The organism is Parapedobacter flavus, from assembly GCF_035818675.1.
Classification (GTDB): domain Bacteria; phylum Bacteroidota; class Bacteroidia; order Sphingobacteriales; family Sphingobacteriaceae; genus Parapedobacter; species Parapedobacter flavus.
Map to the genome: position 1 here is coordinate 348096 of NZ_JAYKZZ010000004.1, position 14333 is coordinate 362428.

Genomic DNA, 14333 nt, shown 5'->3' on the forward strand with positions numbered 1-14333 from the left:
ATTGCCGAAGGAATTGGAACTGACTGAAGCGTTGGGTGTGTACGAATGCTGAAGAAATAGTTGTAGATATCGATTTAATAATCTACATTTGACTTTATGTACTACATGATAATGAGGCCCCGCTGATTAAATTGATACTAAATGACCAAGATGACCTCGAATGAAAAGACGTGATTTACTGAAGGGAGTTGCGGCACTGGGAAGCGTAGTCTTTCCGATGGGACTAAACGCAACACCGGCCAATAACCGATTGGACGTCCCTGAAGGACCAATTGATAAAGACCAATTACGTAAGAGAAAGCAAGCAAGGCGTCGGACACGTCGGATTATCCTGAACAATGATGGTAATGACATCCTGCGTCTGCCTGTGGATGGTATTGTAACGCCCGAATTGTTCCTCAATAAGCGTACTTCTCCTTTGCTAGGCAGCCACGTAGATTCGATATTCTATTGTGATGGTGTCAATGACCGCTATACACACAAAAGTGATGTAACAACGGTGAGAGATGACCTTCGGGTTGAAGCCCTGCACCAGCAGGATACCGATCCGCTCAATGTTATCATTGGGTTTTGTCGTCAACATCATAAAGAAGTGTTTTGGTCGATGCGAATGAATGACACGCATGATGCGGCATCAAAGGAGCTTCGGGAGTTGGTTAGATGGAAAAGGGAGCATCCGGAATGTCTTATGGGGAAACCGGGAGAAAAATCTCCTTTCCTACAAAAATGGTCTGCGCTAAATTACGGATTGAAGGAAGTGCGGGACCGAGTGTTGGTCACGATAAGAGATGTTGTGTCCCGTTACGATATAGACGGGATAGAGCTCGATTTTTTCAGGCATCCTATATTTTTTGAGTCACAATATATGGGCGGCGTCGCTAGTCAGGACGAGTGCAGTAAAATGACCCAACTTTTATACAATATACGGGAGATTTGTGATGAAGTAGCAAAACAGCGAGGGAAGCCGATATTAATAGCTATACGTATTCCTGATTCCATTGCCTTTTCAAAAGCGATTGGGCTTGATGTCATTACTTGGCTATCGGAAGAACTCATAGATGTCATGTCAGGTGCTGGTTATTTTAAAATGGAGCCCTGGCGTAACTGGGCCGGTTTGGGTAGGAAATACAACGTGCCGGTATATGCTGTTTTCAGCGAAAGACGTATTTCCAAAACATTGACCCCTGAAACGGAAACGGAAATAGAACGCTGGCGGGGAGAGGCGCGGATTGCGTGGAAGGCAGGGGTGAACGGCATCTATACGTTTAACCGTTTCGATCCACATGACCGACTTTTTCATGAATTAGGGGATCCTGCTTTACTGGAGGAACTACCAAGGGTTGATGAGGAGAACTACATTAATCCACAAGCGAAGGGGGTGGTGGAACCTGAAACATGGTTGAAAGGCGCCCGGAAATACTTGAAAGAACGTGAATGACAGGAAACTACAAATAATCGATTTGAAATTATGATTAGAAAATGTGTTGTTTTTTTCTCGTTATTAATCACCGGGGTTAATACTGGTTTTGCCCAATCGCCCAAGAACTACGGTATCCGTACCTTCGATTTATCGAACGATTCGTTACGACATGTAATCGTGGCTCAAGGTACGCCTGAGGTTTACCAAGGTCACCCCACGACCGTATTGCTACCGGATGGAAAGACAATGTATAGTGTCTGGACCTACAATCACGGTGGGGTGTGCGGCCCGCTGAAGCGGAGCTGCGACGGGGGGCTTACTTGGAGCGATCTGCTCGATGTTCCGCAGAATTGGTCAACGGTTTCCAACTGTCCGGCAATTTACCGGCTTCCTGATCCGCAAGGTAACCATCGCCTGTTCGTTTTTGCCGGTGAGGGTCCCAATGGCAACATGTACCAGTCTTATTCTGACGACGGGGGGAAAACTTGGTCGCCAATGGCACCGAATAATACGGGCCCCAGCGTGATGCCTTTTTGCACAATTATGCCAATAGATGGAGGAAAGCGGCTGCTGGGCCTGTCGAACATTCGTCGGCCGGGCGAGCAGGTAGAGAAGCGTTCGAATGTACTGTCGCGTAGTTATTCTGATGATGGCGGTGCCACTTGGACCCCGTGGGAGGTCATACTTGACCTGCCGGGATTGAAGCCTTGCGAACCAGAACTGGTGCGATCGCCTAATGGCAAGCAACTGCTCTGCCTGATTCGTGAAAATACTGAACGCGTAGCATTATACATGACGAGCGATGACGAAGGGGCAACTTGGTCGGAAACGAAGCCATTGCCGCCTCCGCTGCATGGCGATCGCCACAAAGCCAAATACGCGCCGGATGGGCGCCTGGTTGTGGTATTCCGGGACACCGGCCATGATAATCCAACGCGCAACCATTTCGTAGCCTGGGTGGGTACCTATGACGATATCTTGGAGGGCAACGAAGGCCAGTTCCGCGTAAAGCTATTGCATAGCCACAAGGGTTGGGATTGTGGCTATCCGGGATTAGAGTTGTTGCCGGACGATACGTTCGTGGCCACTACTTATGTAAAGTATAAGAAAGGAACGGACCAGAATTCGGTTGTGAGCACGCGGTTCACACTGGCTGAACTTGATAACGACTACCACAAACGTTCAAGATTTTAGTAGAAACCGGATGCGCTCCAGTGTGTGCTAATCTTTCTAAAATTTATTTTCCCAGTTTTTTTAAAATAATTTGGTTGTATAAAAATAAATCATTTATATTTGTCGATATGTTCTACATAATAGTATGTAGTAAAGGTACCAATAGTAAATCGTTAAATAGCCTTTATGAAGTAATTGGACTTGTCTAGTAGAAATCGTGTGCGGAGCGTCATTTGTCGGCTAACCACGACAAAACGCCGGTTGCACGGCTGACAGCTTACAAGATATGAACCTATATAATTACCTAAATAATATGATTAGCAAATACACCATCTTTGCCTACTGCCTCATCTTAATGCAGCTAATCGGTTCCTGTACAACCGAAGATGAGATGCTCCTGGCTCCCCCCTTGGAAGCCGCATTTGAAGCGGATATCCGCCAAGTCAAGATTGGCGATACGGTGTCATTCCGCGACATGTCAATCGGCCTTCCTAGCCAGTGGAAATGGGTTTTCGAAGGTGGAAGTCCGAGTAGCGCGATAGTACACAGCCCGATTGTTATCTACGATACGGTAGGCTTGTATCCCGTTACCTTGGAAGTGAGGCGCGGCGATAAAGTAGCGTCTATCTCGGTCCCGGAGTTCATTGAAGTGGGGTACCGAGATTTGAATGCTGATTTCACTACAGATACCACCGTGGTGAAGGCAGGCGAAAAAATCCGGTTTACGGATAATTCTGAAGGCTTGCCGGTCTCCTGGGCATGGGAGTTTTACGCAGCGGAGGGTCCGGTAATTACGGCCAACGAGCAATACCCGGAGGTCGGATTCACCGAACCGGGTTACTATACGGTGAAGCTGACGGTCTCACACCCGGGTGGAACGCACACCATAGTGAAGGAGAACTACCTCACTGTGCTGAACGCTAACCCGCCACAGGCTGATTTCAGTGCCAGCAGTACCGGTGTTGTAGCGGGGAGCGGCATTACGTTTGAAAGCACGAGTACCGGGGAGATTTCTGGATTTAATTGGACGTTTGAGGGGGGAACTCCAGCTACCTCAACCGAAGCTAGCCCGACCGTGGTGTACCAAACTCCGGGCAGGTATACGGTGACACTGGAAACTTACGACCAAATTAGTACGGATACCAAGACATCAGAGGGTTACGTGTTGGTGGTGCCTGCCGATGGACTCGTTGCTTACTATCCGATGGATGGCTCCGGGGCCGACGCTGGCCCGTCGGCAATCGATCCTTCGACGGTAGGTAATGTGGTATTCTCGGGCCCCGATCGAAGGGGGGCAGCCACCGCGGCACAGTTCGATGGCAGTAGCCTGCTTTTGGTTGCTGATCACCCCGCATTCAATTTCGGAACAGGCGACTTTACCGTGTCGTTGTGGGTAAACACGTCAAATACGCGCCGGATGACCGTTTGGAATGAAAGTGGGGCCAATGGCGGGCGCGATAACCAGGCATGGTTGCGCCTGGGTGATAACACAACGGACCGTAAAATGCGATTCTGTGTGGAAGACGGAACCGGAGGTACCATTCTGAATATCCGTGACGGGGTATCTGATGGGGAGTGGCACCACGTGGTGTGTGTACGCGAAGGCAGGGTCTCTCGGGTTTACATTGACGGCGCCTTGGTTCGGGAAGGAACCGCATCCGCGGCGAAAGACGTATCAAGTAGCCAGCCCTTTAAGATTGGGGCGCAAGAGACGGGAGGTGGCGGATCTTACACCAATTACTTTAATGGTCTGTTGGATGACTTTTTAATATACGGCCGCGCATTCAGCGCGCAGGAGGTTAGTGAATTGTTTGAGCTGGAATAAAATGCATGTACGGAAAAATAACGGCTATGAAATGTCTTTTTAATTTGTTGGTGTTCGGATTGGTTGCAATAACCGCTCCTGCCTTGGCGGTGGTCGATAATGAACTATCGGTGGTGCAACATGCCAATCAGGTACCCATTTTGATCAATAAAACGAATAATCCCGTGCTGCGGATTAACGTAAAAGCACCGCTAACGGCATCGGATGCTGAGCTGGAGGCTATCCGGTTGTCAACTGACGGGACGACCGCGGTAGGTGACATCAGGGCGGTCCGGGTGTACTATTATGGGGGTGATGCGGGCGCGGGGGGGATGAAAAGCGTGAAAAAGCCACTTTTCGGCCAGTCGACAGCGGTTGGCGAGGAGATTCGCATCACCGGAAAGCAGTCGTTGAAGCCGGGCGACAATTATTTCTGGGTATCCTACGAATTGGCTGGTGATACTGATTTGGATCACTTGGTGTCTGCTAGCTGTGTGGGCATGGATATCAGCGGTAGTGCTGTTCCGGTAAATGCCGCCGAACGGCCCGCGCCGCAGCGTGTCGGCATTGCTGTGCGGAAGCACTGGCAGGATGACGTGCACACCTCACGGATACCGGGCCTAGCGACAACCAACAACGGAACCCTTCTAGCCATATTCGACGCTCGGCGCGAGAGCGGAAGAGATTTGCAGGGGCACATGGATATCGGGTTGCACCGAAGCACCGACAACGGACAGACGTGGCAACCCCTGCAGATTACCATGGATATGGGCGAGTGGGGCGGACTGCCACAGAAATTCAATGGCGTATCTGATGCGTGTATCCTGGTAGATAAGAACTCGGACGCTATTTTCATCGCCGGCTTATGGATGCACGGCGTGATCAATGAGGAAGGAGAATGGGTGGAAGGACTCACCGAAAATAGCGACGATTGGAACCATCAATGGCGCAACAAGGCTTCCCAACCGGGATTTGGCGAACGGCAAACCGCACAGTTCCTTGTGGTGAAAAGTACGGACGACGGAAAAACCTGGAGTGAGCCGGTAAATTTGACCCGGATGTGCAAAAAGGAGGCTTGGTGGTTATGGGCCCCGGCCCCGGGAAATGGTATTACGATGACCGACGGTACACTTGTATTTCCTACCCAGGGGAGGGACGAGAACGGCCGGTCGTTTTCGAACATTACCTACAGTAAAGATGGCGGTCGTACGTGGACAACCAGCAATCCGGCTTATTCGGGTACTACCGAATGTGCAGTAGCCCAGCTGAACGACAACCGGTTGATGCTCAATATGCGATCGGGTCGGAACAGAGGCAGGCTCGGCAATGACAACGGACGGGCGGTAGCGGTGACCGATGATATGGGTAATTCCTGGACGGAACATCCTTCGTCTTTCAATGCACTCCCCGAACCGGTATGCATGGCGAGCCTGTATATGTATCCTTATGGTGAAAGAAATCAAAACCGATCCATGCTGCTATTTTCGAATCCGAACGACAAGGAATTTAGGCAGGATATGACCGTCAAAATCAGTCACGATGATGGGAATACCTGGCCGGAAAACCTATGGATATTGCTGGATGAAGGCCGTAGCAGGGGGTATTCATGCTTGACAACCGTTGACGGACATCACGTCGGTATTCTCTACGAGAGCAGTCAGGCAGACATGGTTTTTCAACGGATTGATATCCGGGCTTATATGCAATGATTGTGGCTTTATAAAACGAAATTATGATAACATTTCAACGCTTGTATGGCATTTTTTTCAGCACATTGGTTTGTGCGATCCTATGGGGGTGTTCGAAGAATATCCAGGATTACTACAACCCGGAAAGTTCGCTCGACAAGAACATCATTGAAGTACTCGAAGAAGACGGGCGGTTTTCCAGTTTTGTCGGAATTATAGACCGGCTGGACCTGCGGAGCACATTGGGGGAAGCGGCTATTTATACCTGCTTGGCACCGTTGGATGAACACGTATCTGCCTATTTCAATGCGCTGGATTATGCGTCTATTGAGGCGGTGCCGGAGGAGGAGTTGCGGAAGTTTGTCAACTACCATTTCATCAACGGTATGTATTATCAATATGATATCGAGCAACGGTATACGAACGCTACGACGGCAATCGGCCGGAGCCGGGCGACCCAGTATCGCTCCCGGGGGGAGGGTAACATTCCCGGAAAGCCCGTCCGATTCTTTACGCCGTATTTTTTCGATACCCAGGCTGCGGACTACGAAAGCTTCTTTGGCGAAAGCGCCGACGGGTTTAAGGTAGAGAACGCTCGTATCTCGGATACGGATCGCGATATTGGAGCCAGCAACGGCGTAATCCATGTGTTGGAAACGCCACTGAGTGTACTTCCTCGGACGGATATCGCGTTGGCCAATGATCCGGAGACGACGCTGTTCAGCAGTTGGCAGGAGAACCATGCGGCATTCGTGTTGGGCGAAAAGGACGAATTCGGATGGGTAGATACGACCCTATATAAAACCTATAGTGTGGGCCGAAACCTCGCAGATGAAAACCTGCAATCTACCCTGCTGGTGCCGACAAATGAGGCGATCATGACCTACTTTGAGCCTTACCTGCCCGATTTGGACAATACCATCGATTCTGTGCCGAAACACGTAATGGAGTCCCTGATCCGGGCATCACAGATCCCTAATTTATACTATAAGAGCGACCTGGTAAGCAAGGAAGATGGCGGACTACGAGAGGGAAGGGCTTATGTGTACCTCATGCCCGATATTGCCAATGTTATTTCGGGATCGGTATTGGCGAGCAACAGTGTGATTTATAAGACCGACGTACTTATCGAATCGCCCCAAATGCACAGCGTGGAAGGGGGCATTTATATGAAACATAAGCGGTACAGCCAATGGTATTGGATGTTTGATCACACGAATTTGAATGCTGGATTAACCAATGGGTTGTCGTTCCAACACCCTAAGAAAACGCTGCTCGTTCAGTCTGATGAGGTGTGGGGATTCCCGTTGGCATCGGATATGCTGCCGGAAGACCGTGAATATCGTTATCAAACTTGCCGGACGGGGATGCTGAATATCGATGTGCGGGAAGATGGCGGTTTTCGCAAAAGGTTTTATCCAACAGACTTCGGCTATGTCTTATATGACGATGGCCGATTCTACGACTACACCGGCCACTCGGTGGCCTTACTGACTAGCGACCCTGTCTGGGAGCGGACCAATGGTACCATATATGAAATTGACGGGTTCCTGACGCCGATGGATCGGTTGGATGTGGAGCAGACAATCTATGCCAGACTATTGGCCGACCCGGACCTTTCTCAGTTTACAGCGGCGGTAGCCCGCGCTGGCAACCTCGCTGCGGAGTTGCAACTGACGGGCTTCTTTACCTATACCCTCTTTGCACCGACTGATATGGCTATTGATGCGTCAGGGGTAGACTTGGAAGGAATGTCGGAAACCGCGTTGATTCAGTGGGTCAACCGTTATATCATTCAAAACAGATATATTTTTTCAGACGGGGTCTTCACCGGGCAACTTGCCAACCGGAACGATGAACCCATACGGATTAGCGGGGCATGGGAAACGTTTAACATCAGCGATGCCAGCGGAAAGTCCATTCCGGTGGGGACGGACAACACGCAGGGAGCGAATGGTGTATTGCATAAAATTAACCAATTGTTCTAAACCTTTGATTATACTATGAAGAGAATCCATAAGAAACTAATCGTTTTGGCTACGTTACTGACGGGCTTACTGAATGGGGCATTTGCCCAGGAGGTGCTCAGCGGGCGGGTGTATGCCGAAGGCATGAATGCGCCACTACCCGATGTTTCGGTGACCTTGGTGAATGCCAACAACCTGATACTTAGGGGAGGGAAAACCAATAGTACAGGTATATTTGAAATTAAACGTCATCCCGATGCCGTTAAAATCCGGTTTTCGAATGTCGGCTATCAACCGAAAGAGTTTCGCTTGCAGGCGGGAGAAAACCAGGCTTTTGAAGTGGTATTGGTGTCGGATAATCAACAGTTAGATGAGGTGGAGGTCGTCGGGCAACGTGATGCATCGGCCGATCTGGGCTTCCTCACCATCGACCGAAGGGAGCTGTCAAGTGCCGTCGCCTCGGTCGACCTGACCGGCGTGGAGAATATGCCGGTAGCGTCGGTAGACCAATTGTTGCAGGGAATGGCGCCCGGATTGCAGGTTGTGGCTGCAAGTGGCGACCCGGGTGCAGCTGCATCAATCCGTATCCGGGGGATTTCGAGCCTGTCGGGCGTCAATGATCCGCTCTGGATTGTGGACGGCTCCGAGGTAATTGGCAGCAACTATCAGGTGGAAAGCATTTCCGATTTCGGGTTCAGCCCCATCGGTGATCTCGACCCATCGGATATTGAATCCATCGACATCCTCAAAGATGCATCAGCTACTGCGCTCTATGGATCTCGCGGGGCCAATGGGGTAATCGTCATCAGGACAAAGCGGGGTAAACGGGGGAAGCCGCGGTTTACCTTCAACTCGCGGTTTACCATGACGGAAGTGCCAGGGACAATCCCCATGCTGTCGGGAGATGAGCAACGGATTTACTATTTGGAACGTTGGACAGGCGGAGCCGATGATGGCACGGCACACCCGCAGCTCCGAGGCGACCTGACCCGCGACGACGCCTGGATGTTTAACAACAATACGGATTGGGTGAAGGCCATCAACCGTAAGGGAGCATACCAACAGTATAATACCTCGCTAAGCGGCGGGGGGGAACGGATCAACTATTATTGGGGCTTGGGTTATACGAACCAGTACGGTACCACGAAGGGTACGGGATACGATCGGTTTAACACGCGTTTCAATCTTAACTACACCGTCTCTGACAAATTAAGGGTATCTGCCGACCTAACCTATACGAATTCCCTCACCGATAAGCGAGGGCAGAATCATCCGCTGAGCAATGGATCGCAGTCGATCAATCCCATTTTGTTCGCGCGAGAAACCCCCGCATACTTCCCGATTTATTCGCGTAACGGGTTGAATTATTTTATGGACCGGAATGCGGGCGTATCCAGCCATTCCCGGTACAATCCCTTGGCTGTTATTGATTATTCGACTTACCTGAGTCGGGCAAACCGCTTTATGGCGTCTACGGCCGTTGATTACAAGATACTTGACAACCTGGAGTTCCGAACCCAGCTCGCAGCGGATTTCCGGGAGTCTGCCGATGAGTATTTCCTCCCGGGTTATGCAACCGATGCGCTGCCGGGTGAGGTCTTATACAACGCTGGCAGGCAAACCGAAGGCTACCAGCTGATGATTAATAATAACAACCGGGTGGTCTGGTCGGCCATTCAGCAGGAGAAGCACCGGCTGACGTTCACCGGCGTGCTTAACTTCAATTTAGACCGCGACAATTCGATGGCGGTGTCTTATTTCAACGGCGGATCGCCGCAGCTCAGGGCATCGGATGCCTCGGCTGTGATTACCGGAGCGACCGGCTCTTACGCTACCCGGAAATACCTTGGGATGTTTATACAAGGGCATTATGCATTGCTGGATAGGTATTTCCTCACCGTAACAGGTAAAACCGAAGGGGATTCAAGGTATGGCAACGATAATCCGTATTCTGTTTTTCCGGCAATCGGCGGCGCGTGGGAGATGACCAACGAGTCATTTATGGAAGGGGCGGACTGGGCCAACGCCATCAAACCCCGCTTTGCATTCGGCATTACGGGTAACCTGCCCAACGTCTTGAACCTGTATGACATTGCCTACGGCTCTCATATCGGGTATATGGGAGAAAACTATATTACCCCGTCTAAGTTTGCCAATGACAACATCCGCGAAGAACGCACCACGGAATACAATCTAGGGCTGGACTGGAGCTTGTTTGACGACCGCCTATCGGGGCAGTTGGATTTTTATTCCCGCACAACCAATGATTTGCTCTTGCAGGAACGGCTGTCGACCACCCTGGGGTATGAAACGCAATATACCAACTTCGGAACGGTGCGTAATAGCGGATGGGAATTGGGGATAACAGCGGTGCTGCTCAAAGGCAGCGATACACGGGTCCGCTGGAAGTCTTTTTTCAACATTGCCACCAACCGTAACGAGTTGTTGCACCTGCCGGACCAATTTAATGAAGAAGCTTTTTCGGCGACACGAAACGGCTTTACGTCGAAACTTCAGGAAGGCGATGTCATTGGAGGTTTTTACGCCTATCGCGCCTTGGGTGTGTTTCCGACGGATGAAGCAGCGATTCTGCGCGGACCGGATGGAGACATCATCTATGAAGCCGATGGAATCATGCCAAAATACTTGCGCTACGGCTCGAATACCGGGCATCGGTTCAAGGGCGGAGATATGATCTTTGATGATGTCAACGGAGATGGCATTATCAATGAGCTCGACCGTGTCCAGATTGGTGATGCCAATCCGCTGTTTTTTGGTGGCTGGAACAATACGATGAATTACCGGAAATGGGTGCTCACCGTCAATTTCCAATACCAATATGGCAACGACGTGATCAACGGCACCCGCATACAAATGGAACAGATGGCTTACTCGCATAACCAATCGCGATCCATCATGGGGCGCTGGCGCAGGCAGGGCGATATTGCCGACATTCCACGTGCGCAACCGGACGGGGCCTGGAACCGGGTGGCGTCTTCACGCTGGGTGGAGGATGGCTCGTATCTGCGCCTTAAAACGGTTTCCCTCACCTATAATGCGGGTAGGGAATTTACTAGTCGCTTAGGATTGGGGATCCGGCAGCTCAGTGTTTTTGCCACAGGGTACAACCTGTATACGTGGACGGACTATGTGGGATTAGACCCCGAGGTGCCCATCACGGGTAGCGTCTTTCTGTTTGGTGTGGACAACGCGACCACCGCTCCAGCGAGACAATATACATTAGGGCTGCGGGCAACATTTTAACTGAAAGTACTTGAAAGATGATGATATCGAATCTAAAATACAGCATACTCGGCCTATGCCTGATGTTCGCAGTTTCCTGCGATAGCATCCTGGAAGTGGATGTGCCCGACAACCTTGTGCACGATGAGTTCTGGCAAAACCGGGATCAGGTACACGCTTCATTGATGGGTATGTATTCCTCTATGCACAGCGCGTTGAACGCCTACCACGTGTGGGGAGATGTGCGCTCCAGCTTATATGCCCCCGGATCGGGCGATTCGTACACCGGTTCCTATGGGCAATTTATGCAGCATGATATTTACCCGAACAATGGGCTGCTCTCTTGGAGTTCGGTGTATCGGTCCATTGCCATCATCAATTCGTTTATCAAGAACGCACCGGCTGCCGTAGACAATGACATCACCCTCCGTCCGGAAGAACTGCGCACCATGATGGGCGAAGCGTATGCGCTCCGCGCATTGAACTATTTCTACCTGGTGCGGGCATTTAAAGATGTGCCGATACTCGACGAACCTTACGAGTCCGATAATCAGCAGTTCGACTTAACGGTATCTCCCGAAGCTGAAGTGCTGGATTTTCTGGAAGCGGATTTGGAGCGTGCACTCCGCGATGCGCCAACGACTTTTGATGACGTCGCCCACCGTTATGGGCGGATCACGAAAAATGCAGTTAGGGCATTGTGGGCCGACGTGAAACTGTGGCGAAACGACTATGAGGGATGTTTGGACCTTTGCCAGGAGCTGGATGCACAATATGCATCGTCATTGGTGGACCCGCTGTCTTGGTACACGATTTTCAACCCTGGCAATTCCCCCGAGAGTATCTTTGAGTACCAATACGGACAATTAGGGCCCGGCTCTCCGTTATATAATTGGTTTGCGTCTTTTTCAAGAGCCAATTCTAATGGAGAGAAGTACCTCGCCAATGCCACTAACGTGCAGCTCAACTCGCAGGAACTGTTGTACCCCCCTGTGCTGCCGGAGTATGAGACGTCGGATACGATCCGCTTAAAATCGTATGCCATGACTTCCAACGGAACAGTCTCCAATGGATTCGGCTCGGCGTTAGAGGTGTACAAATTTTTAGGGGCGGCGCCTTACCAGCGTTCGTACCGTGCAGCGAATGACCGGACGGCAAACTATATTTTTTACCGATACCGCGATGTGTTGTTTATGAAGGCCGAAGCGTATGCCATGATGAATCAATATGCGGAGGCAGAACAGATGATCAACATCGTGCGCGAGCACTGCAATATTCCGCTCTTGACACCGGGGGAAAGTGGGGAGGGACCGGAGTTTATGGCCCGGCTGCTTATGGAACGGGAATTTGAACTCGGCTTCGAAGGCAAAGAATGGTTTGCCGCCGTGCGGATAGGCCGCAGACCGGGTTATGAAAATGTCCTGATTGAAAAAGCGGCAACAAACAATTCGCTGGGGAAGTCGTTTCAAGTCATCCGTGCGCGGTTGCTGGACCAAGAAAGCTGGTTCTTGCCGTACCACCGCACAGAGGTGGAAAATAACCCCCAGTTAGAACAGAAACCATTTTACCGGAATAAGTAAAGATGCTGACCATGAAACGTATAAACTTATTTTTTTGGCTCGTGGGCGTAATGATAGGTCTGCAAGGGTGCGAAAAGGAACTGTCGGGCGCACGGTATGACAGTACCGATGAACTCCAGTTGATGGATTACATCGATAGCCGCGACGATCTATCCATTTATCGGGAATTGGTCGATTACATCGGCCAACGCAACCTGCTGAAAACGGCTGGTACTTATACAGCCTTTGTGCCCAACGACGAAGCTTTCCAGCGGCTATTCGTTAACCTATCGGAGGATGGCACAACCATCAATGGTATCGCTGATGCATCGCCTGAGTTCTGGATGGATTATTTTAGGTATCACTTGTTGGATCTGAAGGTTAACACCAACGAATTCGTCCACGGACCATTGCCTTATTCAACGGCGTACCGTGAAAAATACATCCTGGCCGACATTAGCGACTCGTACGCAGCTATTCGTCTGAATAATGCCGCCACGATTGTCGAATACAACATCGAGATGGCGAATGGGTACCTCAACGTGATTGACGATGTGCTGAGCCCGCCTACGAAAAGCATCTACGATGCGCTCGAAGCCTCGGGGAAATACGATATCATGTTGGGGTTGCTGGAAGAACACGGCTACGGCAACTATTTGCGCGACAGCACAATAACTCTGTTCATTGAAAGCGATGACGCCCTGCAGCGCAGTGATTTTTCATTGGAAGCTATTGATAACGTCGACGATTGGTTGAAATACCACATCGTTCCCGACTCGGGTTATTTTCTCAATTTGCTGACTGCCCAACGGTTTTATTCCCTATATCCCAATGAATCACTGAATTTTCACGATGACGGCATGGGGCAATATTATGTCAACGACACCTTCCCCTTTAATCAATCGCGTGAGTTCGGAATCGATAAGATCAGCGCTAATGGCGTTTACCATACGCTGGACACGTTATTGGAAATTGTGGAATCCCGCCCAACGACGATCCGATTCAACCTCTATCCGCCGGGTAGCCCGTTTGGTGCACAGAATGTCTTTGCGCAGGCTCCCGCGCGCATCCTTCTGAATACGGGAACGCGGAGTTATCACCAGAACCGGGAGTTTCGCATTACGCAGTTTGACGCCACACAGGTGGGCGATCACTTTTGGATGACGATTCCAGATGTGCCCATGGGTCAATACCGGATCCGGGTTATGCATCGAGGTGGTGGTACCCGTGGACGATACCTTACCATTTACAATGATCAGATTGTGAGAGAAAACATTGTGATGAGTAAGGCAGATGGCACATTCGAAGAATGGGATTACCTGGTGTACAACTACGGTGGCGACATCGATGTCGCAGAGCGGGGAGACGTGACGCTGTATTTTGCGTTTGCCGGGTTTGGTTCCAACTCGAATCCCAATTATTGCTGTGACCTGTTGATGGACATGGTGGAACTGATACCGATAACTGATTGAAGAACCT

Annotated in this window: 8 protein-coding genes; all 8 read left to right on the forward strand. The window is 50.5% G+C overall.

The window, feature by feature from the left end:
- Positions 1-160 precede the first annotated feature (160 nt).
- The 8 genes from U9S71_RS04980 (at position 161) to U9S71_RS05015 (ending at position 14326) form a co-directional block, all read left to right on the forward strand.
- Positions 161-1438, forward strand: a complete 1278-nt coding sequence (locus U9S71_RS04980; protein ID WP_326325726.1) for a glycoside hydrolase family protein — start codon at positions 161-163, stop codon at positions 1436-1438.
- 30 nt (positions 1439-1468) lie between these two features.
- Positions 1469-2614 carry a sialidase family protein gene (locus U9S71_RS04985; RefSeq protein WP_326325728.1) on the forward strand — a complete coding sequence of 382 codons (1146 nt, stop codon included), beginning with the start codon at positions 1469-1471 and terminating at the stop codon, positions 2612-2614.
- A 292-nt stretch (positions 2615-2906) separates the two neighbouring features.
- Positions 2907-4418, forward strand: a complete 1512-nt coding sequence (locus U9S71_RS04990; protein ID WP_326325729.1) for a LamG-like jellyroll fold domain-containing protein — start codon at positions 2907-2909, stop codon at positions 4416-4418.
- A 26-nt stretch (positions 4419-4444) separates the two neighbouring features.
- Positions 4445-6106, forward strand: coding sequence for a sialidase family protein (locus tag U9S71_RS04995; RefSeq protein ID WP_326325730.1), 1662 nt, complete (start codon positions 4445-4447; stop codon positions 6104-6106).
- A gap of 23 nt (positions 6107-6129) precedes the next feature.
- Complete coding sequence (locus U9S71_RS05000; protein ID WP_326325732.1) at positions 6130-8073, forward strand: fasciclin domain-containing protein; 1944 nt, start codon at positions 6130-6132, stop codon at positions 8071-8073.
- 15 nt (positions 8074-8088) lie between these two features.
- Positions 8089-11316 carry a SusC/RagA family TonB-linked outer membrane protein gene (locus U9S71_RS05005; RefSeq protein ID WP_326325733.1) on the forward strand — a complete coding sequence of 1076 codons (3228 nt, stop codon included), beginning with the start codon at positions 8089-8091 and terminating at the stop codon, positions 11314-11316.
- Between the two features lie 17 nt (positions 11317-11333).
- Positions 11334-12875, forward strand: coding sequence for a RagB/SusD family nutrient uptake outer membrane protein (locus tag U9S71_RS05010; RefSeq protein ID WP_326325735.1), 1542 nt, complete (start codon positions 11334-11336; stop codon positions 12873-12875).
- 11 nt (positions 12876-12886) lie between these two features.
- The gene (locus U9S71_RS05015; RefSeq protein ID WP_326325736.1) at positions 12887-14326 is read left to right on the forward strand and encodes a fasciclin domain-containing protein; all 1440 of its coding nucleotides are present in this window, start codon (positions 12887-12889) and stop codon (positions 14324-14326) included.
- The last annotated feature ends 7 nt before the right edge of the window (positions 14327-14333 follow it).